Genomic DNA, 25,591 nt, shown 5'->3' on the forward strand with positions numbered 1-25,591 from the left:
AGCGCGGGTGCCACGAGATCAGCTATCTTCCGGTTATATTCACGGTTTATGCGTACTTGGACTCGGCGGGCAGCGAGCGCGGTGGCGGCCTCGCTGGTCGCGCTGCTGGTGCCCGGCGTGGCGGTGTCTGTTCCGCCGGGGCCTGCCGCGGGCGTGCCCGCGCTCGGCCCCGATTTCCTGTGGGGCGTCGCCGCGTCCGGCTTTCAATCGGAAGGTCATGTACCGGAAAGCAATTGGACCAACTACATCGACGACCCGGAACAGGGCATGGACCCGTACGGCAACTCGATCGACTTCTTCGATCGCTACGCCGGTGACATCGACCTCGCGAAATCGCTCGGCGTCAAGGTGTTCCGGATCGGCATCGAGTGGGCGCGACTGCAACCGACCGGTCCCGGCCAGTGGGACGCCGACGGCTTCGCGTTCTACGACAAGGTGGTCACCAAGATCATCGCGGCGGGCATGCGGCCGATGATCACCCTGGATCACTGGGTGTACCCGGGCTGGGCCTTCGACCAGGGCGGCTGGGACTCCGACGAAATGGTCGAGCACTGGCTGACCAATATGAAGAAGGTGGTCGACCGTTACGACCGGCGAGATCCCTTGTGGGTCACCATCAATGAGCCGGTCGCCTACATCATGCATGAGGTGCACAAGAACGGGACCGATCAGCACGTGATGGAGGACCGGGTCGTCGAGGCGCACAATGCGATCTACGACTACATCCACCAGAAGCGGCGCACCGCGCAGGTGACCAGCAATATCGGTTATGTCGCAGGCGAAGACGAGCAGGCCAACGGTCAGATCGTCGAAAAGATCAGGGACCGCCTCGATTACGTGGGTGTCGACTACTACTTCGCGCGCGGCGTCGCGCCGTCGAGTGTGTCCGCACCGGTCAAGGAGATCGCGGACACGCAGGCGATCGGCATGTGGCAGCTTCCGCTGCGGACCGAGGGCATTTACTATGCGCTGAAGCGATATTCGCTGCTGTTCCCGGGTAAACCGCTGTACGTGGTGGAGAACGGCATGCCAACCGAGGATGACATGCCTCGCCTGGACGGCTACACCCGCAGCGATCATCTGCGCGACACCGTCTACTGGTTGCAGCGGGCCAAGGCCGACGGCATGAACCTCATGGGCTACAACTACTGGAGCATTACCGACAATTACGAGTGGGGTAGCTACACACCTCGATTCGGCCTCTACCGGGTCGATGCCGCGACCGACCCCGGCCTGGTCCGCAAGCCCACCGACGCCGTCGCCACCTACACCGGGATCATCAGCGACGGCGGCGTGCCCGCGGACTATCAACCCACCCGCGAACCCGCCCCGTGCCACGTCGTCGACTGGTACAACGGCTGCACCGACCCGGCCCCCACCCCGTGATCTCGCCTACCCCTTGCTGCCCGCGATGAGTACGGCGATCAGCGCGATCGCCCCCGGCAGCGCCTGTACCAGCAGGATTCGGCGGCTGGCGGTCGCCGCCCCGTACACACCCGCGACGACCACGCACGCGGTGAAGAAGATCATCGCCGCGTGTGCGACCGGGTCGGCGGCGAGCAGTCCCCAGATCAAGCCGGCCGCGAGAAAACCGTTGTACAGGCCCTGATTCGCCGCGAGCACCTTTGTCTGTTCGGCGAATTCGACCGAGCTGCCGAAGGCCGCCCGCACCCGCGGCGTGGTCCACAGGAACATTTCCATGACCAGGATGTAGACGTGCAGGGCCGCCACAAGTCCGACCAGGATCTCCGCTGCTACGCGCACGATCGACTCGCTTTCTCGAGGGGCAGGCGGCCCGTTTGGAAAGAAAAAACGGGATGTCCTAGCCGGACATCCCGTTCGGTCTCACGAATGGTGCTCGGTGGTTATTCCACGACCTCGACGATGTCGCCGGGCTCGAGGTGATTGTAGGTCTGCTCGGCGGCATCCGGGTTCATCCGGATACAGCCGTGCGACATCGAGTCGAGCGGGCCGATGTGGGTGGCGATGTCGCCGTCGAAGAAGACCGCGAACTCCATCGGAGCATTGTGCATCGTGCTCCAGAAGTGCCGCCGCTTGAAGTCGACGTCGAAGACTCCGACGTGCGACTCGTAACCCGGCCTGCCGATCTCGATCGGCTGCGGACCGTAGACGGTCTTGCCGTCCTCCATCAGCCACACTTCCTTGGTCGACAGGCGCATGCACGCGCGCGTCTTCGCCGCGGTGCACGGTGCGTAGACCGGCGCGGGCGGCGGTGGCGCGATGAGCGGCGGGGTGCCGAGATCCGGGCCTGCCGGAACCTCCGGGCCGCCTGGCCATGCCGGGCCTCCGGGCCATAGCGGGTCAGCCTGCGCGGTTGCCGTCAATGCGAGCCCGGCCGCCGCCAGCACCGCCGCGGCCAGCGCCACGGGTCTGACCGCCCAATTCCGAAAGCGTGTACTGCTCATCAAATTTTCCGACCTCTCTTCGCCTTGCCGCCACACTGTGTGCCGAATGCCAGGGTGATAGGAGTACCTCGTCGCAAAAGCTCCAGAAATCCGAGGTGCTGAGATCATCGCGGAAGGTGCGCACGTGGTCAATCGTGGCGCGCGAATTGTTAGCCGAGCTATCCCTACATTAGGGCCGGTCTAACCGAACAATCCGCCCAACGCGCCGCCGCTCTGCCCGGCCTGCTGGCCGCCGCCGGTCCCGCCGAGCAAACCGCCCGGCGGCAATTCCGAGGGCTGCACGATGACGAAACCACGGCCGGAGAACGACAGCGTCAAACCCTCGCCGGTGCTCCGGCCGATCAGCCTGCCGAGGCCGAAGGAGTCGTTGCGCTTGATCCCGGTCTGCAGGCTCGACGACCAGGCCACCGCGGCCTGCGGATCGGCGTAGGTCGGCTGATCGACGTTCAGCACCACCGGCGAGCCGTGCGTGGTGATGGCGATCCGGCCACGACCGGTGAAAACGCAGTTGAACAACCCAGCGTTGCTCGCAACGCCCGCCGCGCCCTGCACCCGCTGGATGTTGTAGGACAGCGAGGTGTCGAACGCGAGCACGTTGGAGCCGTTGATGGTGAGGCCGTCGGTGCCGTCGAGATCGATCAGGTGCACGTCGGCGGCGCTGTCGGCAAGGAACAGATCGCCGCGCCCGGACACGTTCATCAGCGGCACGCCCTCGCCGGTGAGCCGCTGCTGGATCGCCCGGCCGATGCCGCCGGAGCCGAGCGCCTTGAACTGCATATCGCCCTGGTAGGCGACCATCGAGCCGGCCCGCGCCATGACCTCGCCGTTGACGGCGACCTTGATCATCTTGCTGCCCTGCTTCTGAATGCCGATGCCGTTGACCTCGGCGTGGCTGGGGTTGAACAGATCGCTCTGCATCGGCAGTGCTCCTTGCTGAGGTGCGGGCGCGGCGGGCGGCGGGTAAGCCGAAGCCGCGGGGTAGTGGGGCGCGGCCGGCGGCGGCGCGGAGTGCTGTGGCGCGGCGGGGTGCTGCGGCGGCGGGGCGTATTGCGGTGGCGCCGAGGGGTATTGCGGGGGCGCGGTCGGAGATTGCGGCGGCGTCGGGGGCTGCCCGTGGCCGGTGGCGGGCGGCGCGGGCTCGTCGTCGATGTTCACGCCGAACGCGGTCGCGATACCGGCCAGGCCGTTGTCGTACCCCTGGCCGACCGCGCGCACCTTCCACGCGTCGGCGCGCCGATAGATCTCCACACAGACCACGGCGGTCTCGGTGGTGAGCCCGTCCATCGGGAAAGTCAGTGTGCCGGAATCGGATCCGATGGTGGACAGCAGCGTGCCCGCGCCCGCGAAGGTGGCCGGTCCGCTGCCGTCCAGGCTGGCGGTGACCACGACGGTGTCCACATCGGCGGGCAGGGCGCTGGTCCGCACGTCCACCACGTCGGCGCGGCCGTTGCCGTGCCGATAGGTGACGCCGGGGCCGACCGGCTGATTGAAGAAGACGAAGTCGGCGTCGGAGCGGACCCGGCCGTCCTTGCCGAGCAGCAGCGCCGATACGTCCACCCCGGCGGCGCAGGCGACGGTGACCGTCATCCGGTCGGCGGGCGCGGGGCGGTTCTCACCGCGAGCCAGGGCCGTCATCGCGACCCGCCGGGGTCGAATGCCATGCGATTCACGGCATCAAGTGTGTCCCGAGATCGCCCCCGGCGCTACCACCCTCGCCGGGGCATCCCGCCCGGATCCGGCCGCGTATGGTCCGGGTATTGACAGTTAGTGACCGATCGGTTGCAATGTTGGGGTGAGCTACGACACCATCATCAAGGGCGGCCGCTGGTTCGACGGGGCAGGCTCCGCCTCCGCTGTGCGCCATCTGGGACTCCGTGGCGACCGGGTGGTCGTCGTCTCGGCCGACCCGCTCGACGAGGCGGGCTGCGCGCGGGTCGTCGATGCCGCGGGCAAGTGGGTGGTGCCCGGGATGATCGATATCCACACGCACTACGACGTCGAGGTGCTGAAGACGCCCGCGCTGTCGGAGTCGGTGCGCCACGGCGTCACCACGGTGCTGCTCGGGTCGTGCTCGCTGTCCACCGTGCACGTCGGCGCCACCGACGCGGGCGACCTGTTCGGGCGGGTCGAGGCGATTCCGCGCAAGCACGTCATCGAGGCGGTCGAGCAGACCAAGACCTGGCGTTCGGCGCACGAGTACATCGCCGCACTGGAACAACTGCCGCTCGGCCCGAATATCGCCGCGATGCTTGGGCATTCCGATATCCGGACCGCGCTGCTCGGCCTGGACCGGGCCACCCGAAAAGATGTGCGGCCCAGCGCCGCCGAACTCGCGGCGATGGAATCGGCGCTGACCGAGGCGCTCGACGCCGGGTTCGTCGGAATGTCGGCACAGCAGTTGCTCTTCGACAAGATCGACGGTGACACCTGCCGGTCCAGGACGCTGCCATCGACCTATGCCAAGGCGCGAGAGCGTCGTCGCCTCAACGCGATCCTGCGTAAGCGCGGGCGAATCCTGCAGGCGGGCCCCGACATCGCCTCGGTGCGCAGCGTCGCCGCGATGACGCTGAGCACCCTGGGCATCTTCCGTAAGCGGCTCAAGACCACCCTGCTCTCGGCCGCGGACATCAAGGCCAATCCGGCGCTGGTGCACATCATGGGGCCGCTCGCCCGCGCGTTGAACGCGCTCGGCGGTGATTTTCGCTGGCAGCACCTGCCGGTGCCGTTCGAGGTCTACGCCGACGGCATCGACCTGGTGATCTTCGAGGAATTCGGTTCCGGTGCAGCGGCATTGCACCTTGCCGACCAGGTCGAGCGCAACGCGCTGCTCCAGGACGAGGACTATCGACGCAAGTTCCGCAAGGACTACGACGCCAGATTCGGTATGCGGGTGTGGCATCGCGACTTCTTCGACGCCGAGATCGTCGCCTGCCCGGATGATTCCGTGCTCGGCAAGACCTTCGGACAGGTGGGTGTCGAGCGAGGCGGCCTGCATCCGGTCGACGCGTTTCTCGATCTGGTGGTCGAGCACGGCACCAAAGTGCGCTGGCGGACCACGATTTCCAATCACCGGCCGGAGTTTCTGGCCAAGCTGGGCGCCGATCCCGGTGTGCAGCTGGGCTTCTCGGATGCCGGCGCGCACCTGCGCAACATGGCGTTCTACAACTTCGGGCTGCGCTTCCTGCGCCGGGTGCACGAGGCCGAACAGGCCGGGCGCCCGTTCCTTTCGCTCGAGCGCGCGGTGCACCGGATGACCGGGGAACTCGCCGACTGGTACGGCATCGACGCGGGCCACCTGCGCGCGGGGGATCGCGCCGATCTGGTCGTGATCGACCCGGCCCACCTCGACGCCACGCTGGACGACTACGCGGAAAGCCCGGTCGCGCAATATGACAACCTGTCCCGCATGGTGAATCGCAACGACGGCGCGGTATCGGCCGTCTTCATCGGCGGCGAGTACGTCTTCGGTGCCGGCACGGCCGCGCCCGCGCTCGGGACCAAGCGCACCGGTCGTTTCCTCAGGTCGCTGGGGTGAGCCAACAGTCGCGACGACCACCGGCGCCGCGCCGGACCCAGGCCGAACGGCGCGCGTCGACCATCGCCAAGCTCGTCGAGGCGACGATCGAGACCATCGCCGAAATCGGTTACCACAACGCCTCGCTCGGGGAGATCAGTCGCCGGGCCGGTGTCTCCAAGGGCGGCATCTTCCGCCACTTCGACTCACGAATCGACCTGGTCGTTGCGGCCGCCGAGGAGGTCGGTCGCAGGCATATGCGCGCGTTCGACAACATCCGGACCCGCGAACAGGCCGATCGGCCACTGGATGTGACGCATGTGCTGCATCGGGCGCGCAACCAGATCCGGCACGAAACCAATACGGTCTGGTTCGAACTGCTGGTGGCCGCGCGCACCGAGCCGGAGCTGCGTGCCCGGCTCGCACCGGTGACGAAGGCGCTGATCGATGACGTCGAGAGCGTCGCGGTCGCGGCGCTGGCACCCGATGTGCCCGCCGAGATCGCCCGCCTGCTTGCGACCTCGATCGTGCACATGTTCGACGGCGAGGCGATCCTGCGCGCCGCCTATCCGCGGCCGGAGCTGGAGGATGCGCGGATCGAATACTTCTCCGCCGTGTTCCGGCACCTGATCGCCGAGCACGCCCGTGTCGAACCGGGTTCCTGAGCACGATCCGCTCGTTAGGGACTATGGACTACACCATAATCGTGCGGTTGACTGGTGCCATGGCCGACACGATCACCGTCGAACGCGACGGACACGTCCTGCTCATCGGGCTCAACCGCCCGGACAAGCGCAACGCCTTCACGCTGGAGATGCTCGGCGAGCTGTCCCGGGCCTATGCACTGCTCGAACGCGACGACGAGCTGCGCGCCGGTGTGCTGTTCGCGCACGGCGACCACTTCACCGCCGGTCTCGACCTGGTCGATGTCGCACCGGCGCTCACCTCGGGCAAGATCACCTATCCCGAGGACGGCCTCGACCCGTGGCGGTTGGACTACCGCTGGACCAAGCCGGTGATCGCGGTGGCCCAGGGGCGTTGCCTGACGCTGGGCATCGAGTTGCTGCTGGCCGCCGATATCCGGATCGCCGCGGCGGACGCGAGATTCAGCCAGTTGGAGGTGCGGCGCGGCATCTACCCGTTCGGCGGTGCGACGCTGCGGTTCTGGCGCGAGGCGGGGTGGGGCAACGCCATGCGCTGGGTGCTGACCGGCGCCGAATTCGACGCAGCCGAGGCGCTGCGCATCGGACTGGTCCAGCAGGTCGCGCCCGACGCCGCGGCCGCGCTGGCGGCCGCACGGGCGCTGGCCACCGAGATCGCCGAGGACTCGGCGCCGCTGGGCGTGCGGGCCATCCTCGCCTCGGCCCATCGCGCGCGCGAAGAAGGGGACGCCGCGGCCGCCGAGCATCTCGTCGGCGATGTCACCGCGCTGTTCGCCACCGCGGACGGCGCGGAAGGGATTCAGTCGTTCATCGAGCGCAGGAAGGCGAACTTCACCGGTCGCTGACCGTGCCGCACACCGACAGCTCCACCTGCACCGCGGTGCCCCGCACCCCGGTGTGCAGGCGGACCAGGTCGGCGAGCTGGTTCACCAGCAGCAGTCCGCGCCCGCCGAACTGGAACGTCTGCGGCGGCAGCCGGCCCGCGAGCGGGTCGGTGATGTGGCCCGCGTCGCGCACCTGGCAACACAGGCGCGTGCCGTCGACCCAGATCGCGAGCGTGCCGGTACCGCCACCGTGCACCACCGAGTTGGCGATGATCTCACCGACCAGCAGTTCCAGATCGATGAGGCGATCGCCGGTCATGCCGGCCCGGCGGGCGAACTCGACCGCCCGGTGCCGGGTGCCGGTGAGCGAGGCGGCATGGAAGGCCAGCACGGGCACGCCGGCGGGCGGGGCGGGCAGCGGCTCGTTGTACCGGGTGACGACGGAGTCGGGATCGTATGCGGCACTGGGTCGTTCGCCGGTGTCGTCGATCAGCGTCGGATGCGTCGCGGTGGCGTCGGCGAGCACCGCCGCGTCGAGGCTCGCCGTGTCGTACGGACACAGGATGCTGACCTCGCGCCCGGCGAACGCGGCATTGATCAGCGCCTCGTGCTGTGCGCAGGCGGGGTACTCCCAGTCCGAGCGGCCCGCCCAGATGGGTTCGCCGATGATCCGTACCCGCCCGTTCGGATGGCGATCGGCGAAGGCGCGCAGCACCCCGGGGATGATGCGCCCGGGATTGCGTCCCTCGATGGTCATGTCCATCAACTGGACTGCGGTGGCGTCGGGACCGAGTGCGTCCCGGATCAGGGTGAGATTGGGTTCTGGTACGGACACGGCGACGGGTTCGTCGTTGGTCAGCCCTGCGCGAATGAATCCGACGGTGCCGGCTAGGTACTCCTCGGTATCGCGATAGAACAGGGCCGGATGGACGAACTGCCCTTGGCTCGGCGGTCCGGCTACTGTGCTGGTCATCGGTGGTCTACCTCAATTGTGGGCAGGGCGGCTCACGCGGCCCACGTGGCTCTGCCGTCTTCAGTGTCCCGTGTGTGCGGCCGAATGTCAGCCCCGGCGCCCGGTTCAGTGCTCCGGCAGCCGCGAGGGATCGGTGCACACCGCCCGCAGGCGCCACCGGAGCGCGGCGCGTGCCTGGGCGAACGCGGTGTCGACGGCCAACATCCGCGAACGTGGGACCGCGCCGCAGCCGAGTGCGTCCAGTTCGAAGGCGAGCGGGCCTGGGTCGGTCTCCGGTCGCAGTTCGCCTGCTTCGATCGCGCCGCGAATGATCGAACGGACGAAGGCGTCCCATTCGCGTGCCTGTTCGGTCAGGCGATCGTGCACCGCGCCGGGGCGGTCGTCGAATTCGATCTGGATGGCGCCGAAGAAGCAGCCGCCGGGCAGGATCTCGTCGGTGTAGAACTTCGGCCGGGCTTCGTGCAGCGCCCACAATTGCCGTACCCCGGCGGGCGGCGCAAAGCGGGTGCCACGATCAGCGCCGACCACTGTCGCTCGGCGCGCTCGATGGCCGCCGATTGCAGTTCCTCTTTGTCACACCAGAGCGAGAACAAACCGGATTTGCTCGCCGATCGGCCGGCGCGGCTCAGCTCGGCAGTGGAATTATGGTGGCGCACACCGTATCTCGCAGTTGCCGCGGGCCCGCGTTCGGCGGGATGTCGTACCAGAGATCCATCTCCAAGCGGTTCCCCGCGCCGAGGGTGAGCTCCGGCGATTGGCGTTTGATCGCCATCGCGTCGACGCTCGGCGGATGGGCGGCCGCCGCGGTGTCCTCCAGGTGGTAATCGGCCGGTCGCGTGGTGTGAAAGGTGTTGTCGTTGTTGACGATAGCGACCCTGATCCGGATGAACTGTCCTTTGGGCTGCCATTCGGCGTGTGTGCCGAGGATATATCCGATGCCCGTTTCGACGGTGGCGGCCGTGACGGTCAGTTTCGCGCAATCCTGTGGGGTGCGGACGTATTCGGTGGGGGCGGGCGGCGGCGGTGCGGCGGTCGGTTCACCAGTGCCGCAGGCAGTCGAGAGCAGGAGCAGGAACAGAAACAGCCGGCGCACGCGGTCAAGCGTAGAAGCAAAAGCCGCGCGGCCATTGCGATTCGGGACGACCGGTCGCCGATGAGCGCCCGCGCATCCCGCCGACGGTCAGTACCAGTGGTTGGCCTGCCAGAAGTCCCAGGCGGCGATCGGGCTGCCGTAGCGCTTGTTCATGTAGTCGTAGGTCCAGCGGATCTGGGTGACCGGGTTGAACTGCCAGTCCGGGCCGTGGGTGCCCATCTTTTCCGGCGGCAATGCCTGCCCGAGACCGTACGCGCCGCTTTCCGGATTCCGTGCGAAGACATTCCAGGCGCTTTCGCGGGTGATGATGTTGTCGAACGCCCAGAAATGGTGCGGGGGCACCATGGTCATCGCCAGGGTCCGCACGGCGGCGCGCGGCAACGAGAGGACCGAACCGGCCTGATGTAATTGCCCGCCTTTCGACGGCGTGGCGCAGATCGCCGGTGCGTCGGGGGCATCGCAATCGGTGGCAACGGCGTGTGCCGGGGTCAGGCCAAGGAAAAGCGCGCAGGCGATCGCCGCGAAAGTGGAAATGACGTACCGCATCGTCGGTCCTTTCGTCTTCAATGGTTGAAGCTCAAAGTCCGTGCTGCGAATTCAGCAAATCACTGGTGACTGGAATGGCGGCGCAGCCACTCCGGAGTGTTCGTGGATGAATTGGGAAATTTCGGGCGCGTCGCCCGCCGTCGACACGCGCGCGACACGCCCGTCCGCTTGATCGCCGACCGGCCAGGTCAGCTCCGTTCGTGTTTCCGCGAAACTGGCTGCGACCTGCGAAAATACTGCCGCGCGGCACCGCGCGACAGTAATACTTATGAGCTATTGTCCCTGTTCATGATCAGTAGCCCGGGTCGGACGCGAATTCGGAGCCGTCTCACCGCCTCGGTGGTGGGGGCGATCGTCGCGGCGTTGCTCTCGCCGCCGGTGGCCACGGCGGACGCACCACCCGCGCCCGGTAGCCCGAGCTCGGCGCCTGCCACACCGAACGAAACGCCGGACGGGTCGGCGCCCCGCATCCGCGGCACGAACTGGGCCGGATACGTGGTGACCGGCAGCTTCAAGAGCGTCTCCGCCGAATGGGTCGAGCCCGAGGTGACGTGCACCGACACCGGGGTCATCCAGCGCGTCGTGCCGTGGGTCGGTCTGAACGGGACCGTGGTCGACGGCAAACAGGCACTGCCGCTCATGCAGACCGGTGCGGAAGCCATCTGCGTCAGCGTGGCGGGTGCGCTCGCCTCGCTGCCGGGGTTGGCCGTGGTGAATCTGGCCAGCGCCACCATCGCGAACAATCCCACCTGGTTCCGCAGCGCGGTCCGGGCCGCGGAGAGCGTGAACACCCACCTCGGCCAGGCGGCGGTGGGCGCGTGCCAGACCGCGGGCAGCGGCTCGGCCACCGGCGCGTCGGTCTGCGCGCAGCAGACGTATCGAATGGCGCTGTGGGAGGCCTACCCGGCGAATCCGGTGATCTATCCGGACGTGACCATGGCGCCTGGCGACAAAATGCAGGCGTCGGTGACCTTCGACGGTTCGGCCTACACGATGACCGTCGCGAACCTGACCCAGAATTGGTCGCGGACCACCGTCGCGCATTCCACCGCGCCCGCGCAAACCGCGGAGATCATCGTCGAGGGGCAGCTCAACAGCGCGCTCCCGGAGTTCTCACCGATCCGCTTCACCAACGTGAAGATCGACGGCAAGCCGCTCTCGGCGTTCAAGCCGGTGAGTTATTCGATCGGTGCGACGAATGGTGAGCTCAGCCCCGGGCCGATCGCGAAGAGCGGCACCGAGTTCACCATCGCTCGGTAGGTCGGAGCGGCAGTCGTTTCTCGACTGTCTCGTGCGCGGTCACGGCGCCGGCTCGAACCAGGCCGGGCCATCGGCGCGCGCGTGGTCCAGGCGCAGCCGTTCGTGCTCGGACAACGGCGGGAGCGCCGTGAGTTCGAACCAGGCGACCTCGAGTGATTCGTCGTCGTTGACCCGAGCAGTGCCGCCGACGGCCCGGCAGCGCATCGTGATGTCCATGAACTGGCAGATGTCGCCGTTCGGGTAGGTGTGCGGCGGCATCGCGCGCACCGCGGCGATGCGTTCGGCGACGCAATGCACGGCGGTCTCCTCGTAGACCTCGCGCACCGCGCACGCGGCCGGGTCCTCTCCGGGTTCTGGCATGCCCGCGATGATCGCCCAGCGTCCGCTGTCGGCGCGCCGCCCGAGCAGCACCCGGCCCCGGCCGTCGAAGACCACCGCGCTCACACCGGGCAACCAGAGCAACTGGGTGCCCGCGTCGGCGCGGATGGTCCGGATGAAGTCAGGAGTCGCCATGGCACGACAGTAGGCCAGCGCGATGGCGCGATCGTCCGGTGATTGAAGGCGGAGCGCGGGGGTATCTCGCCGTTGGCGGGCCGCTTCGGCGGACGGACAGGTCCCTTTCTGACCTCGTCAACGGCGACGAGCCGCTCAACGGCGAGCGGGTGGTTCGGGACGGTGCCGAGCCGGACGACGACGGGTTCGCCGGGTAGTCATCGAGAAGGTTCGGCGTTGCGGTAGTCGGTTGCCGTGGTCGCCCCTGCGAAAGGGGACACCCGGTGTCCATTGCTCTGGTCGACGCCGCGGGGATGCCGTTGGCGCACGTCGGTGTCTCGCTGGGGTGGGACCCCGCCGAGGTATGGGTCGATGTCGACGGTTCGGTGACCGCGGACAGCAGAATCGACGTGAACTCGGCCGCGTTGGTATTCAGCGGAGAAGCGTTGGTGGACACCGTCTATCACGAGCAGCTGCGTTCGCGCGACGGTGCGATCGAGCACAGTGGGGACGATCCGACGGGTGCGGGCGCGGGCGACAACGAGGTGATCACCGTCGATCTGATGCTGGTCGCGCCGCAGGTGAGCGCGGTGCTCTTCGTCGCGACCTCGTATTCGGGCCAGAGCTTCGCGCGCATGGAGAACGCCTACTGCCGGGTGCTGGACACCACCTCGGGGACCGAGCTCACCCGCTACCTGTTGAGCGGTGGGCAGCACACCGGCCTGGTGATCGGCAAACTCGTTCGAACCCAGCAGTATTGGTGCTACATCGGTATCGGCGCCGGTATCTACGCGACCCACGTGGTCGACGCCGTTCCCCAGGCCGTGCCATACCTGCGCTAGCGCGGGCATCGCGAATTATCATCGGGGATATGCGGATTGCTGCGGCGCAGGCCCGTCCGGCCTGGCTGGACCCGACGGCGGGCACGAAGATCGTGATCGACTGGCTGACCAAGGCCGCCGCGGCCGGGGCGGAGCTGGTGGCGTTTCCGGAGACGTTCCTGTCCGGCTATCCGATCTGGCTGGCCCGCACCGGTGGCGCGCGCTTCGACAATCCCGTGCAAAAGGCCGCGTACGCCTACTATTTGGATGCGGCGGTCACTCTGGACGGACCGCAGTTGAAGACGGTGCGGGAGGCCGTCGCCGATCTCGGTGTCTTCTGCTACCTCGGCATCACCGAGCGGGTCCGCGGCACCGTGTACTGCACCCTCGTCGCGATCGACCCGGCCCGCGGCATCGTGAGCGCGCACCGCAAGCTGATGCCCACCCACGAGGAGCGCATGGTGTGGGGGATCGGTGACGGAAACGGTTTGCGCGCGCACGATTTCGGTGAATTCCGGGTCAGCGGCCTGTCCTGCTGGGAGAACTGGATGCCGCAGGCACGCCACGCGCTCTACGCCGACGGCACCACCCTGCACGTCTCCACCTGGCCCGGTTCGATCCGCAATACCAACGACATCACCCGCTTCATCGCGCTCGAGGGGCGGGTCTACTCGCTGGCCGTCGGCGCCGTCCTCGACTATGCCGATGTACCCACCGATTTCCCCCTCTACGAAGAACTTTCGGCACTGGACAAACCCGCGGGCTACGACGGCGGTTCGGCCGTCGCCGCCCCGGACGGTACCTGGCTGGTCGAGCCCGTCGTCGGCGCAGAACGGCTCATCCTCGCCGACCTCGACGCCGGCGAGGTAGCGAGGGAACGTCAAAACTTCGACCCCACCGGCCACTACGCCCGCCCGGACATCTTCACCGTCACCGTGGACCGCCACCGCCGCACCCCCGCCACCTTCCTCGACTAAGACCCAGCGGCCCCCTGAACAGGCTGCTCGTCAGCCGTTCTGCGGCAGCGGCGACGGCGGGCCCGCCATGGTGGCATCATCAAGGCCCACGATGCCTGTCAGCTCCAATCGGCCACAGGGGGAACATGAGCGCGGAACTGATCGCGGTCCGGCTCGGCACGGCGCTTATGGGGCGCGCGGCGCAGCTCGTGCTCGCCAAACAGCAGAACGACCAAGCGATTCGATACGACATGACGGACCTGGTCCGTCGTCACATCCCCGGCGTCCGGGCCAAACGTAGCGTCACGCGGCAGTTCGAGCAGATCGCGGACACCGTCGCCGCACGGCTCGAACCGATGCTCGCCCAGGAGTTCCGTGGCATCGACTCCGGCGAGCACGCCGCCGTCGTCGACGCGGTGGTCGATACCTTCGAGCACACCGACCTGTCCGATGCCGCGATCTTCGCCTCGAATGCCGACCCGGCGCAGCTGGCCAGGCAGATCAGAGCGGCTTCGAGCCCGCCCGCCGGTCTGAGCGCCGCGGGGGACGCGCTGTATCACCAACTCGTCGCGGAGTGCTGCGACTGTTACGTCCAGATCGTGCGCCACCTGCCGGTTTTCACCGAGCGTGCGGTGTCCGAGCTGCTCCGGCGCGGCGACGAACTCAGCAAAGACATCGGCCTGGTACTGGAGCGGCTGCCGAAACGGTCGCTGTACGCACCGGACGGCGAGGGCGACGACGCCGCCTTCCGCCGCGAATATCTCGAGCTGGTCAGCCGAGTACTCGATGAGGTCGAGTTGTTCAGCTTCGCTGTCGAAGAACCGGTGCGAACGAAGTTGTCGGTCGCGTACGTCAGCCTGCGCGTGACCCGCGACAGTATCGGCCGCCGCCGTGCCAGGCGTAGCACCGATGCGGTCCGGTCGGGCACGGACAGTGCGACCTGGCGGAGCGAAGAACGCGAAACCGGTGGTGAGCGCGTCGAAAAGGCCTTGAGCCTGCGGCCGCGCATCCTGCTTCGCGGTGAAGCGGGCTCCGGCAAGACGACCCTGTTGCGCTGGCTGGCCGTCACCGCCGCGCGCAGCGCCTTCACCGATGATCTGACCTCGTGGAACGGGCTGGTCCCCGTGCTGCTCCGGTTGCGCAGTTACGCTTCTCGTACGTTGCCCGGGCTGGACGAACTGCTCGACGACACGGCGGGCCCGCTGACCAGCCATATGCCGAACGCCTGGCTCGACCGGTTGTTCGCGGACGGCCAGGTGCTCCTGCTGATCGACGGGGTGGACGAGCTGCTTCCCGCCGATCGGGACCGAGTGCGCGAGTGGATCACTCGGCTACTGCATGCCTACCCGCGGACCAGGATCGTGGTGACGTCCCGCCCGGCGGCCGCGCACCAGGAGTGGCTCGCCGGGCGGGACTTCGCCCACGTCGAGCTCGAACGGATGACACCCGCTGACCTGAATGCCTTTGTCCGGCAGTGGCATCAGGCCGTGGGGGAGAGCGGACAGCGATTGCCTTGCGCAGCAGCCGAATTGCCTGCCTACGAGCGTGCACTGACCGCGAGTATCAAGGATCGCGCCCACCTTTCGGCGTTGGCGTCGAGCCCCCTGCTCGCGGCGATGCTGTGTTCCCTGCACCTGGGCCGCAACCGGCAGCTGCCGCGTAATCGCATGGAGCTGTATCGGATTGCGGTCGAGCTGTTGGTGCAGCGCCGGGACGCGGAGCGCCATATTCCCAGCGCGCAGTCGGTGCGGCTGAGCCTGACCGACAAGCTCAGCCTGCTCAGGGACCTGGCGTGGCGCCTGTCCGACAACAATCGCAGCGAGCTCGATGCCGAGACCGCCCATGGCTACGTGCGCGCCCGGCTCGCCTCCATGCGCCACCTCGACGTCGAGGCGCAACCGGTGCTGGACTATCTGGTCAATCGGTCCGGCATCCTGCGATCGCCCTCGGTCGGCCGAATCGACTTCGTGCACCGAACTTTTCAGGAATACCTGGCGAGCGCCGAGGCGGCCGCCGAGGACCGCATCGGCAATCTGATCGGACGCGCGCACCTCGATGTGTGGCGCGACACCATCATCATGACCGCCGGTCACGCTAATCGCAGCCAGCGCCACGAGTTGCTGAGCGGCATTCTCGACCTCGCCGCGGCCGAGCCGGCGCAACGTCACCACCTCGGGCTCCTGGCCACATCCTGCCTCGAGACGATCGAATCGATCTCCGACGATCTGGCGGACCGGCTCGACCGCACCATCGCCGAGTTGATACCGCCGCATACGCCCGCGGAAGCGGTCGCGCTCGCCGCGGTCGGCGAGCCGGCCCTGCGGCATCTGCCGCGCGGCATCCAGGCTCTGCCCCCCGAGCACGCCGCCGCGACGGTGCGCACGGCCGCGTTCATCGGCGGGCCCGCCGCCTTGCGATTGCTGAACGGCTATGCCGGAGACGAACGCTGGATGGTGCTTCAGGAACTCCGAAATGCCTGGCAGTACAGCGATCCCACGAAGTACGCCGAGCAGGTGCTCGCGCACGGTACGTCGACCCTCCGGCGCATGCTGCGGCTGACCCACCCCGCCCAGTGGCAGGCGGCGGTGCGGCTGGACGACCTGCGCGATCTGGTCCTCGACTATCCGGTGAACCTTGGCGGCATCGCGTTCGAAGAACTCCCCGCTGTCGCTACGCTCACGGTCAGACAGCTTACGGGGACCAACGACCTCTCCGTGTTGACCGCCGCGCAATTCCCGAGCGCTGGACTGCGACTCCGGCTTCGGCCCTCGAACGGGCAAGCCGCACTTGACCACCTGGAAGCCCTGTCCGCCCTGTCCGGCCTCGCCTCGCTCTCCTTGACCGGCTGGGCGCGGCTGCCCGCGCTGTCGCCCGGCGCATTGCCGCTCGGTCTCCGATCACTACGGCTCGGCGACGTCGCGGCGGACTATGACCTGACGCCCGTGGCCGATCATGACCTGGCCGTTCTGGAATTGCGCGGCCGCAATGCCGCCGCCGCACTCGCGCGGGTCGGGCGTGCGTCGCGGGTGCACCGATTGAGCCTGGTCGGTTGCGACCTCACCAGGAGCTTCCACCGGCTGCCCCCGGTGCTGCCACTGCTGGAAACTCTCGAATTGCGCAGCAGCACACTGCCATACGATTTGGTCAGCCTCACGGACTTTCCCGAGCTGACCGAGGTTCGCCTGGTCGACTGCGTCGGTCCGGAGCGTTCGGTGGTAAACATCGCCTCGATCCCGCAACCCCGCGCGCCACGACAACTCGATATCGGTATCGACGAAGCGACCAGAACCACCGCACCTACCGCATCGCGCGATCGGATCGTGTACCGCGAACTTCCCAGTCCCGTCACCGATCACGAATCGTCGGACCCGAATGCGACGTAGCGCCTCGAATTACACGGGCCGGTAGCCGGCGCCGATGTCGTCGCGCGCGTCGAGATCGGTGGTGATAGCGGTGAGGGTGGTGCCTACCTCGGGACCGAAGCAGCCTACGGCCAGGTAGGCGTTGACCATGCCGACGAGGGTGCTGCCGTGGACCACGGGGGCGCCGGAATCGCCGCGCATGACACACATTTGGGTCCACATCTCGGTGCTGGTGGCGCGCAGGTCGCCCCAGGTGACGCCGCAGCTGGTGCCGGTGGTGCCGCCGACGCGGTTCACCGGGTTGACCCGGCGCGGATCGAATTCGATCACCGCGTAGTCCAGCGCCGGGTCGGAGTGGGCGAAGCGGCCGATCACGCCGAAGCCGGGCGCGGCGTCGGCGACCACGGTGGCACCCGGCTTCCCGCAATGCCCGGCGGTGAGCCCGACGAGGCGGTCGGCGTTGTCGTAGCCGATCGTGGTCAATGTGCACGCCGCGCGGCCGTCGACGACGATGCCGGAGCCGCCGCCGATCGTCGGACCGGCACTGTCGGCCGAGTCGTCCTGGGCAACAGCGGAATCGGCGGGTGCTGCCTGCGCGGTGACGGCGGGGAGGCCGCCGAGTACGGCCGCGGCGGCGAGCGCGAGGGCGGTTCGGGTCACGAGCTGGACTACTCTTGGTCGGTCTTGCGGTGCCGGATCACCGGGTGTTCGCGGCATTCCCGGGTCGACCGATTCCAAACAGAGTATGCCCAATAGAATTCGCCTGCGGAGTTCAGGGGCGGATGATCGGGTGCTCGCGGCTGATGTCGATGCCGAGCAGCCGCCGTGCGCCCGCGGCATAGGCTTCGGGATCTTCGAGCTGCGGATAGTGGCCGAGGCCGGGCAATTCGATCACCGGCGCGGCGGGCCGCAACGCGCGCAGGCCGGCCAGTACCTCGACCGTGGCCACCGGATCCGCGGTGCCCCATAGCAGGCCGATCGCTTTGTTCCAGTCGCGGACCGCGCCGTGCCAGCGTTCGGCGTGGGTCACCCGTTCGTCGAGGTAGGCGGTGAGCAGGTGGGTGATCCGGTGACCGTCGGCGTGCGAGAGCAGTTCCCACTGCGCCGCGGCCTCGCGTTCGGTCAGGGGGTGCGCCTTGGTGAACACCGCGCCGAGTTCGCGGGTGAACATCGCCCGATTCGCCAGGCGTGCCGCGATCGGTCCCAGCCTGCCGCGCAGGATCTTCTGAATCGGCCGCAGCGTCGCCTTTTCCAGGATCACGCTGCCGTTGCCGAGCACCGCCCGCTGCAACGTGAAGGGGAGCTTTCCTTCGATGTCCCTGGCGATCAATTCGGTGGCGACCGAGGTACCCATGTCGTGCGCGAGCAGCACGACCGGGCCCGGGTCGAGGGTGGCGAGCACGTCCGTCACGATGTCGGCTTGCTCGAACAGGCTGTAGCGATGTGGCCGAGGCTTGTCCGAGAGGCCGAAGCCTAGGAAGTCCATGGCGAGCCAGCCGCGGCCGCCGAGTCGGTCCACCACCCCGCGGAAGTCGAACGAGCTGGACGGATAGCCATGGAGCAGAAGGACGGTCGGCCCGTCACCGGGTGCGGATCGAACGAACACCGAGCCTGCTCGGGTACGTACCTGTTGCCCGCCTTCGCGCCATATGTGGACCAGATTCGGCATCACAAATGCGACATTACGGCCTATCCGCCCATCGCGGGGCCACTCCGGCACCGAGATGTGCCGCGATCGCTCAGAGGAACGCGCCGCTGATGAGATAGGGGCTCGGCTCGGTCATGCCCCGTAGCGCCAGGTAGCCCTCCTGGTGGAGATCCAGGCGCGCCGTGAGTCCCGCGTCGATCGCCCACTGGTTGGCCGCGGTGATGGAATTGACCACGATCGCGCCCGGCGCCGTGGCGAGCGCCTCCCACAACAGCTTTCGCGCGACGTCCTGGTTCGTCGCGGCCAGCAGTTTCGTATTGCCCTGCTGGTCGAGGTAGACGTAACCGGGTTCGGCGCGCGAGACGACGAGCCGGTTGTCCTCGCCCAGCAGATAGCCGTGGTCGGTGCCGTGACCCACGCCGCGCACCTGCCGGTCGAGCCGGTCCATCCAGTCGAAGTCGGCGGCGGTGCCCTCGGCCAGACCGGTCACCGCGGGCAGCGCCGATCGCTCGACCGTGCCGACCATGCGCATCTGGGGGTGCATCGAGAATCCGGCCAGCCGGTAGCGGCGGGTCGCGCCTGGGTGCATGGACGACGAGATCATTGCGGGGCGCGCGCCCGCGTGCGCGAGGACCGCGTCCATGAGGCGTTTGCCGATGCCCGTGCCCTGCGCACTCGGCAGTACCACGTAGGACGCCAGGAACCAGAGCTGTTCCCGATTCTGCGCGACGGCCAGCCCGACGACCTCGTCGTCGCGTGTCGCGACCCAGCAACCCGCCGGGTCCGTCGCCAGAAAGTAGTGCAGGCGATCGGACCATTTCTTCGCCGCGGCCTCGGTTCGTGGCTCGGGTTCGGGCTCGTTGATCCGGCGATAGTTCCGGTCCACCTCGAGAAATCCGATGCCGGACGCTAGTTCGGCCCCCGGCACGTCCCCGGTGCGCATGAGCCTGACCTCGACGGCGTCCATGCCGGTTACGCTACCGATCGGAAGGACGCGGGGACAGCGATTTTCGGGGCGCTCAGCCGGTGAGCCCCCGCCTGCGCAGCAGCGGCTCGATCTCGGGTGCGCGACCACGGAACGCCTCGAAGGCCGCCATGGGATCGACCGCGCCGCCGCGCGCGAGCAATTCGCGCCGGAACGTCTCGCCCTTGTCCCGGACGGTCGCCGCGCCATCGGTGAACCAGTCGACGGTGTCGGCGTCCAGCACCTCGCTCCAGATGTAGGAGTAGTAGCCCGCGGCGTAGCCGCCGGAGAAGATGTGGGCGAAATACGCTGTGCGGTACCGCGGTGGGATCGTCGCCATGGCCAGGCCCGCCTTCCGCAAGGCCTCCGCCTCGAAGGTCTCGGCGTCGGTGCCGGTCAGCGCGTCGGCGTTCGGCACCCGGTGCCATGCCCAATCCAGCAGTGCCGCACCGAGATACTCGACGGTGCGAAAGCCGGTGCCGAATCGCTCGGCCGCCGCCATCCGCTCCACCAGCGCGGCGGGCATCGGCGCACCGGTCTCGACGTGGCGCGCGTAGTTCGCCAGGATTTCCGGCCTGGCCATCCACATCTCGTTGACCTGGGACGGGAACTCCACGAAATCCCGTGGCACCTCGGTGCCCGCGAACGATGGGAACCGCACATCGGAGAACAGCCCGTGCAAGGCGTGCCCGAACTCGTGGAAAAGCGTCCTGACGTTGTCCCAGCTCAGCAGGGCTGGTTCGCCGCTTGGCGGTTTCGCGATATTGAGGTTGTTGACCACCACCGGACGTTGTCCGAGCAGCCGGGATTGGCTCACCAGCTCGTTCATCCAGGCACCGCCGCGCTTGGACGGCCGGGCGAAGAAGTCGCCGAGGAAAAGCCCGAGCGGAGTTCCGTCGGCGTCGAACACCTCGAAGACGCGCACCTCCGGGTGATAGCCGACGAGCTCGTCGCGCTCGACGAGGGTTATGCCGTAGGCCTTTTCGGCGGCGAAGAAGACGCCGTCGCGCAGCACCCGGTCCAGTTCGAGGTAGGGGCGCAGCGCCTCGCTGTCGACGGAGAACTGTTCGGCCTTGACCCTCTCCGACCAGAACTGCCAATCCCAGGGCTGGAGTTCGGCATCCGGTGCGGTGTCGTCGGCCGCACGCATCGCCGCCGTCAGCTCTGCGGCCTCCCGCTCGGCGTTGGCGACCGCGGGCGGCACCAGTTTGCCGAGCATCTCTTCCACCGCGGCAACGGTTTTCGCGGTCTGATCGGCCACCGCGTAGGCGGCGTGGTCCGGGTAGCCGAGCAATGCGGCGCGCTCGGCGCGCAAGGCGGCGATGCGCACGGCGAGGGTGTGATTGGGCTCGTCCGTGCCGAATCCTCGACCCAGCGACGCCGCGAGCACGCGGCGCCGCACGTCACGGTCCGCCAGTTCGGCGAGCACGGGTTGGTTGGAGACGTTCTGCAAGCGCAGTGCCCACGCGCCGTCGTGGCCGAGCGTGCGGGCGTGCTCGGCCGCGGCGGTCACGGCGGCGGGGCCGAGCCCGGCCAACTCCTCGTGGCGCGCGAGTATCAGCGCGGCGGCATTGGTCGACGCGAGAATGTTCTGCCCGAATTCGGTTGCGGCGGTGGCCAGCTCGGCATTCAGCTCGCGCAGTCGAGCCTGCTCGGTGGGGCCGAGCCGAGCACCGGCCCGGACGAACCTGGTGTGGTACTCGGTCAGCAACCGCGATTCCTCGTCGGTCAGGTCGAGCTCGCCCGCGCGCGCGACCAGCGATTCGATCCGGGCGAAGAGCGCGGCGTCGAGATAGATGGCGTCGCGGTGCGCGGCGAGGCGGGGCGAGATCTTGGCCTCGATCGCGTCGGTGCCCGGGGTGGAATCGGCGGAGGCGATGTTGAAGAAGACGTTGGCTACCCGGGTCAGCAGACTTCCGGAACGCTCCAGTGCCACAACGGTATCGGCGAATGTCGGCACTGTGTCGAGGGCGGTGACGGCCGCGATCTCCGAGAGTTGCTCGGCCATGCCGCGTTCGAACGCGGGGAGGTAGTGCTCCTCGCGGATCAGGGCGAACGGAGGCAACTGGTAGGGCAGCGTGCTGCGCTCGAAGAACGGGTTGCTCGTCATGGGGAAACTCTATGCCGTCGCACGGCATCCGGCCGGACTCAGGCGTCGGGCCTGGGTGCGACACCGCCGAGAAAGGTGCGGATGGCGTTGTCGGCGATCACATGCTTGGGCACATCCGCCTGTTGGGCGGTGGTGGCGGCGACGTAGAGATGGGCGTTGAAGATGCCGTCGATCCACTCGGTGGGCAGGTCGGGATCGAGCGAACCGTCGGCCTGGGCCGCGGCGATGAGGGCACGCAGAGACGCGTCGTTCGTGTCGGCCCAGTGTGGGTTGTTCGCGAAACGGCCGGGATCGGTGAACAGGAACACCACGCTGTCGGCCACCTCGACGAACGAGCGCAGCAGGTAGATGAGGTGATCCAGGGGCGAGCGGGTGCCGTCGTTCGCGGCGCGGGCGATCGTGTCGATGGTCTGCAACGAGTCGAGCAGGACCGCGTCGACGAGATCCTGCCGTTCCGGGAAGTAGCGGTGCAGCGTGCTGCGGCTGACCTCGGCGCGCTCGGCGATATCGCCGAGCGCGGCGCTGAAATCGCGCGCCCAGACCCGCAGCGCCGCGTGCATGATCGCGGTTCGTGTCCTGGTCCGCGGGCCGCTCGTCGGCGTCGATCTCGCACCTGCCGTCCCGCTCCTGACCATGGCGGAACAGTAGCATCCTGACCGGCAGGTTGAGACATAAGGTCTTGTTAATGGGACATTGATGTCCTATTTTGATAGCCATGCGACGTAAAAGGTTTCTGATGTTCGCCGGTGCGACGGTCTCGCTCGGCTTGCTTGCCTGGCTCGCCCTGCGCGATACCTCGCCGGTCGGCCACTTCACCTCCGCCGACGGGCGGGACCGGTTCTTCGCCGCGTACGAGCGGGCGATGCGGGACCTGCCGACCCCGGACGCGACCTTGGACGTGCGCACCGATTACGGCGTGGTCCGGATGTATCGTTTCGACGGCGCGAACCCGGCCGAGCCGCCGCTCGTGCTGCTGCCGGGACGCTCCTCGTCCTCGCCGATCTGGGGCACCAACCTGCCCTCGCTGCGGAAGCTGCGCACGGTCTACACCGTCGACCTGCTCGGGGAGCCCGGCGCGAGCATCCAGGATCGACCGATCGACAGCGATCGTGATCAGGCGCGCTGGCTGCATCAGGCGCTCGCGCGCCTCCCCGAGCCGAAGGTGTACCTGTTCGGTGTCTCGATCGGCGGGTGGACCGCGACGAACCTCGCGATCCACCAGCCGGAGAAGATCGCCGGAGTGATCGCGCTCGATCCCGCCATGACCTTCGCGCCCATGCCGATCAAGACGATCCTGCGGTCGATCCCCGCGTCCGTGCGCTGGTTCCCGAAGAGCTGGCGCGACGACTTCGCCAGCTGGACCGCGGGCGGCGCGCCGGTCGACGATCTCGCGGTGGCCGACCTGATCGAGTCGGGCATGCAGCACTACGCCCTGAAACTGCCCGCGCCCAAGCAGTTCGACGACGACCGATTGCGCAGTCTGCCTATGCCGTTCCTGGTCATCCTGGCGGGCCGGTCGGTCATCCACGATGCCGCCGCGGCGGCCAGGCAGGCCGAGGCCACGCTGCGCGACGCGACGGTGCGCGTCTACGACCAGGCCAGCCACGCGATCAATGGCGAGTATCCGAACGAGATCGCCGCCGACACCGCCGCGTTCCTCGACGCGCACCGGTGACCCCACCGGTGCGCGGTATCCCTAATCGGTGACGAGGTCGGGTTGCGGTTTCGGTTGCCGGAGCACGAACCGTCGCACGACCGGCTCGACGATGCGCGCGCCGATCGGCCCGACGATCGCCATCAACAGCACGTAGGTCGTGGCCAGGGCCGCGAACTCGGCGGGTAGCGCGCCCGCGGCCACCGCGAGGCCTGCGATGACGATGGAGAATTCGCCGCGGGCGACCAGCGCGGTACCCGCGCGGGCGCGGCCGAGCGTGGTGGCGCCCGCCCGTTTGGCGGCCCACCAACCCGTCGCGATCTTCGTCGCCGTCGTCACCACCGCGAGCAGCACGGCCCAGCCCAGCACCGGCGGAATGCTCGCCGGGTCGGTGGACAGCCCGAAGAGCACGAAGAACATCGCCGCGAACAGGTCACGCAGCGGTTCGAGAATCTTGGTCGCGCTGTGCGCGGTGGAATCGGAGATCGCGATGCCGAGCAGGAAGGCGCCGACCGCCGCGGACACCTGCACCGCCGAGGCGATGCCTGCCACCAGCAGTGCGGCGCCGAGTAACTTGAGCAGGAACACCTCACGGTCGTCACTGGCGACGACGGCGGAGACGTATTTTCCGTAGCGCAGTGCGATGACGAGCACGACGGTGACCGCGATCAGCGCGATACCGAGGGTCTTCAGCCCTGCCAGCAGGCCGACGCCGGCCAGCACCGCGGTGAGCACCGGCAGATACGCGGCCATCGCCAGATCCTCGAACACCAGGATCGACAGGATCACCGGCGTCTCGCGGTTGCCGAGGCGGCCGAGGTCGTTCAAGACCTTCGCGACGATGCCCGAGGACGAGATATAGGTGACACCGGCCATCGCGATCGCGCCGGTGACGCCGAGCCCGAGGCTGAGCGCGACGATGACGCCCGGGGTGGCGTTCAGCGCGATATCGAGCAATCCGGCAGGCCAGGATCTTCGCATCCCGGTCACCAACTCGGCGGCGGTGTACTCCAGCCCTAGCAGAAGCAACAGCAGCACGACGCCGATCTCGCTGGCGAGGTGGATGAACTCGTCCACCTGGTGGAGTTCGATCAGGCCGCCGGTGCCGAACACCAGGCCGCCGATCAGGTACAGCGGAATCGGCGAGAGACCGATCCTGGCCGCGATGCGGCCGAGCACGCCGAGCCCGAAGAACACGGCACCCAACTGGATCAACGCCAGTGCGGTTCCTTCGATCACCATCGGCTCACCCGTCGGTCAAGATGTCGGCGGCGGCATCCAGACCCTCGTCCGTGCCGACGACGATCAGCAGATCGCCCGCGGCGAACGTGAAGTCCGGCCCCGGCGAGGGCTGCATCTGCCCGGCGCGCATCACCGCGACGATGGAAGCTCTTGTCCGGGTGCGTATCTCGGTCTCACCGAGGGTCCGCCCGGCATACGGCGAGCCGCCGACGATCGGCAGCGTCCTGGTCTGCACCCCGGTCATGCCGCGGTGTTCTTCGCGCAGCTGCGACACCAGTTGCGGGGCGCCGAGCAGGTTGGCGAGTACGCCGGCCTCCCTGGCCGTCACCGGTATCTGGATGGTGGTATCGGGGTCGCCGATCTTGGTATAGATCAACTCGACGGTGCCGTCCCGATGTTCGACGATGCCGATCCGGCGGCCCGATTTCGTCAGCGGAAAGTCTTTTCGCACACCGATTCCCGGCAGCGATGTCACTTCTATGTTCACTGCAAACCCCATCCCGTTCTGACTGGTACCTTACCTTTTCTTTACCTTTGGTACCAAACGCGATGGTGGGGGCCGGGCCGCCCGCGCGGCTTCACTCGGTCTTCGCCACCGCCGTCTCGTGCACCGAGCGCCAGAGGTAGCCGTGGTCGGCGACGAGCAAGATCGCGGTGACCAACCGTCGGGTGCGCACCTCGGCCAGGCAGTTCTCCGCGACGAAGCGGACGGTGACGAGCTTTCCGCTGTGCGCAAGCTCCTCGAGGTCGCTGACCTCGATCCGTAGGCCCGGCTGACTGTTCTTCGCCGACCACACTCCGGCGAGCAGGGTGTCCCGGTCGATCACCTGGCCGACCGTGGTCACCGCGGAGAACTTGTCGTCCAGCGCGTTGGCGAACCGGTCGAACACCTTGGGCGGCGCGTTCGAGCTCATCCACTCGGCGAGATCGAAGTGCAGCGCGGCGACCACGTCGGCCAGGTGGGCAAGTGCGGGCATCGGCGGCAGATCTCGATCTCGGTAGCGCGGTCGGGTTCGCTGCGCAGATCATATCCAGCCCGTGGGC

25 protein-coding genes are annotated in these 25,591 nt (G+C 67.9%); 9 read left to right on the top strand and 16 right to left on the bottom strand.

The features are described from left to right. The first annotated feature begins 48 nt into the window (after positions 1–48). Positions 49–1,386, top strand: a complete 1,338-nt coding sequence (locus F5X71_RS07045; protein WP_167461206.1) for a family 1 glycosylhydrolase — start codon at positions 49–51, stop codon at positions 1,384–1,386. Between the two features lie 6 nt (positions 1,387–1,392). On the opposite strand, the gene F5X71_RS07050 is transcribed toward F5X71_RS07045, so the two are convergent. From F5X71_RS07050 to F5X71_RS07060, 3 genes are all read right to left on the bottom strand, one after another. Next, positions 1,393–1,764, bottom strand: a complete 372-nt coding sequence (locus F5X71_RS07050; RefSeq protein ID WP_167461207.1) for a DUF1304 domain-containing protein — start codon at positions 1,762–1,764, stop codon at positions 1,393–1,395. A 101-nt stretch (positions 1,765–1,865) separates the two neighbouring features. Then, positions 1,866–2,426, bottom strand: a complete 561-nt coding sequence (locus tag F5X71_RS07055; protein ID WP_238815760.1) for a L,D-transpeptidase — start codon at positions 2,424–2,426, stop codon at positions 1,866–1,868. A 180-nt stretch (positions 2,427–2,606) separates the two neighbouring features. Beyond that, positions 2,607–4,061, bottom strand: a complete 1,455-nt coding sequence (locus tag F5X71_RS07060) for an AIM24 family protein (protein WP_167461208.1) — start codon at positions 4,059–4,061, stop codon at positions 2,607–2,609. Positions 4,062–4,218: 157 nt separating this feature from the next. Here F5X71_RS07060 and F5X71_RS07065 point away from each other — a divergent pair, with 157 nt between their 5' ends. Genes F5X71_RS07065 through F5X71_RS07075 form a run of 3 tightly spaced genes read left to right on the top strand, consistent with a single transcriptional unit; the run spans position 4,219 to position 7,447 of the window. After that, positions 4,219–5,961 (top strand): N-acyl-D-amino-acid deacylase family protein, encoded by a 1,743-nt coding sequence (locus tag F5X71_RS07065; protein WP_167461209.1) that lies wholly within the window; start codon positions 4,219–4,221, stop codon positions 5,959–5,961. After that, a complete protein-coding gene (locus F5X71_RS07070; protein ID WP_167461210.1) occupies positions 5,958–6,605 on the top strand; it encodes a TetR/AcrR family transcriptional regulator in 648 nt (215 codons plus the stop codon). Before F5X71_RS07065 ends, F5X71_RS07070 begins: the two co-directional genes overlap by 4 nt. A gap of 59 nt (positions 6,606–6,664) precedes the next feature. Further along, positions 6,665–7,447 (top strand): crotonase/enoyl-CoA hydratase family protein, encoded by a 783-nt coding sequence (locus tag F5X71_RS07075; RefSeq protein WP_167466285.1) that lies wholly within the window; start codon positions 6,665–6,667, stop codon positions 7,445–7,447. Here F5X71_RS07075 and F5X71_RS07080 read toward each other — a convergent pair. The 4 genes from F5X71_RS07080 to F5X71_RS07095 form a co-directional block, all read right to left on the bottom strand. After that, the gene (locus F5X71_RS07080) at positions 7,434–8,399 is read right to left on the bottom strand and encodes a sensor histidine kinase (RefSeq protein ID WP_167461211.1); all 966 of its coding nucleotides are present in this window, start codon (positions 8,397–8,399) and stop codon (positions 7,434–7,436) included. The genes F5X71_RS07075 and F5X71_RS07080 overlap by 14 nt on opposite strands. A gap of 105 nt (positions 8,400–8,504) precedes the next feature. After that, on the bottom strand, positions 8,505–8,927 hold the full coding sequence (locus F5X71_RS07085; protein WP_167461212.1) for a TetR family transcriptional regulator C-terminal domain-containing protein: 423 nt from the start codon (positions 8,925–8,927) through the stop codon (positions 8,505–8,507). Positions 8,928–9,024: 97 nt separating this feature from the next. Continuing rightward, positions 9,025–9,492 (bottom strand): DUF4352 domain-containing protein, encoded by a 468-nt coding sequence (locus F5X71_RS07090; protein WP_167461213.1) that lies wholly within the window; start codon positions 9,490–9,492, stop codon positions 9,025–9,027. 87 nt (positions 9,493–9,579) lie between these two features. Continuing rightward, the gene (locus F5X71_RS07095; protein WP_238815761.1) at positions 9,580–10,038 is read right to left on the bottom strand and encodes a lytic transglycosylase domain-containing protein; all 459 of its coding nucleotides are present in this window, start codon (positions 10,036–10,038) and stop codon (positions 9,580–9,582) included. A gap of 288 nt (positions 10,039–10,326) precedes the next feature. Here F5X71_RS07095 and F5X71_RS07100 point away from each other — a divergent pair, with 288 nt between their 5' ends. Next, positions 10,327–11,298: a G1 family glutamic endopeptidase gene (locus tag F5X71_RS07100; RefSeq protein WP_167461214.1), complete on the top strand. Its 972-nt coding sequence runs from the start codon at positions 10,327–10,329 to the stop codon at positions 11,296–11,298. 39 nt (positions 11,299–11,337) lie between these two features. Here the strand turns inward: F5X71_RS07100 and F5X71_RS07105 are convergent, their stop codons facing one another. Further along, positions 11,338–11,811, bottom strand: coding sequence for an NUDIX hydrolase (locus tag F5X71_RS07105; RefSeq protein WP_167461215.1), 474 nt, complete (start codon positions 11,809–11,811; stop codon positions 11,338–11,340). A gap of 263 nt (positions 11,812–12,074) precedes the next feature. On the opposite strand from F5X71_RS07105, the gene F5X71_RS07110 reads away from it, so the two are divergent. The 3 genes from F5X71_RS07110 (at position 12,075) to F5X71_RS07120 (ending at position 16,950) form a co-directional block, all read left to right on the top strand. Continuing rightward, on the top strand, positions 12,075–12,632 hold the full coding sequence (locus F5X71_RS07110) for a TerD family protein (protein ID WP_167461216.1): 558 nt from the start codon (positions 12,075–12,077) through the stop codon (positions 12,630–12,632). Positions 12,633–12,661: 29 nt separating this feature from the next. Then, positions 12,662–13,588: a carbon-nitrogen hydrolase family protein gene (locus tag F5X71_RS07115; RefSeq protein WP_167461217.1), complete on the top strand. Its 927-nt coding sequence runs from the start codon at positions 12,662–12,664 to the stop codon at positions 13,586–13,588. Positions 13,589–13,713: 125 nt separating this feature from the next. Further along, positions 13,714–16,950 (top strand): NACHT domain-containing protein, encoded by a 3,237-nt coding sequence (locus F5X71_RS07120; protein WP_167461218.1) that lies wholly within the window; start codon positions 13,714–13,716, stop codon positions 16,948–16,950. 9 nt (positions 16,951–16,959) lie between these two features. On the opposite strand, the gene F5X71_RS07125 is transcribed toward F5X71_RS07120, so the two are convergent. The 5 genes from F5X71_RS07125 to F5X71_RS07145 all read right to left on the bottom strand — a co-directional run bounded on the left by F5X71_RS07125 (position 16,960) and on the right by F5X71_RS07145 (position 22,286). After that, positions 16,960–17,589 carry a serine protease gene (locus F5X71_RS07125; protein WP_167461219.1) on the bottom strand — a complete coding sequence of 210 codons (630 nt, stop codon included), beginning with the start codon at positions 17,587–17,589 and terminating at the stop codon, positions 16,960–16,962. Between the two features lie 112 nt (positions 17,590–17,701). Continuing rightward, positions 17,702–18,598 carry an alpha/beta fold hydrolase gene (locus F5X71_RS07130; protein ID WP_167461220.1) on the bottom strand — a complete coding sequence of 299 codons (897 nt, stop codon included), beginning with the start codon at positions 18,596–18,598 and terminating at the stop codon, positions 17,702–17,704. 70 nt (positions 18,599–18,668) lie between these two features. After that, on the bottom strand, positions 18,669–19,544 hold the full coding sequence (locus tag F5X71_RS07135) for a GNAT family N-acetyltransferase (protein WP_167461221.1): 876 nt from the start codon (positions 19,542–19,544) through the stop codon (positions 18,669–18,671). A 52-nt stretch (positions 19,545–19,596) separates the two neighbouring features. After that, positions 19,597–21,651: a M3 family metallopeptidase gene (locus F5X71_RS07140; RefSeq protein ID WP_167461222.1), complete on the bottom strand. Its 2,055-nt coding sequence runs from the start codon at positions 21,649–21,651 to the stop codon at positions 19,597–19,599. A 38-nt stretch (positions 21,652–21,689) separates the two neighbouring features. Further along, positions 21,690–22,286 carry a TetR/AcrR family transcriptional regulator gene (locus F5X71_RS07145; RefSeq protein WP_203218269.1) on the bottom strand — a complete coding sequence of 199 codons (597 nt, stop codon included), beginning with the start codon at positions 22,284–22,286 and terminating at the stop codon, positions 21,690–21,692. A gap of 80 nt (positions 22,287–22,366) precedes the next feature. Between F5X71_RS07145 and F5X71_RS07150 the strand changes: the two genes are divergently transcribed. After that, a complete protein-coding gene (locus tag F5X71_RS07150; RefSeq protein WP_238815762.1) occupies positions 22,367–23,326 on the top strand; it encodes an alpha/beta fold hydrolase in 960 nt (319 codons plus the stop codon). A gap of 21 nt (positions 23,327–23,347) precedes the next feature. Here the strand turns inward: F5X71_RS07150 and F5X71_RS07155 are convergent, their stop codons facing one another. The 3 genes from F5X71_RS07155 to F5X71_RS07165 all read right to left on the bottom strand — a co-directional run bounded on the left by F5X71_RS07155 (position 23,348) and on the right by F5X71_RS07165 (position 25,524). Continuing rightward, positions 23,348–24,541, bottom strand: a complete 1,194-nt coding sequence (locus F5X71_RS07155; RefSeq protein ID WP_194250770.1) for a cation:proton antiporter — start codon at positions 24,539–24,541, stop codon at positions 23,348–23,350. Positions 24,542–24,551: 10 nt separating this feature from the next. Then, positions 24,552–25,034 carry a cation:proton antiporter regulatory subunit gene (locus F5X71_RS07160; protein WP_167461224.1) on the bottom strand — a complete coding sequence of 161 codons (483 nt, stop codon included), beginning with the start codon at positions 25,032–25,034 and terminating at the stop codon, positions 24,552–24,554. 91 nt (positions 25,035–25,125) lie between these two features. Then, the gene (locus F5X71_RS07165) at positions 25,126–25,524 is read right to left on the bottom strand and encodes a hypothetical protein (RefSeq protein WP_167461225.1); all 399 of its coding nucleotides are present in this window, start codon (positions 25,522–25,524) and stop codon (positions 25,126–25,128) included. Between the last annotated feature and the right edge of the window lie 67 nt (positions 25,525–25,591).

Source organism: Nocardia brasiliensis (assembly GCF_011801125.1).
In the GTDB taxonomy this organism is placed as follows: Bacteria; Actinomycetota; Actinomycetes; order Mycobacteriales; family Mycobacteriaceae; genus Nocardia; species Nocardia brasiliensis_C.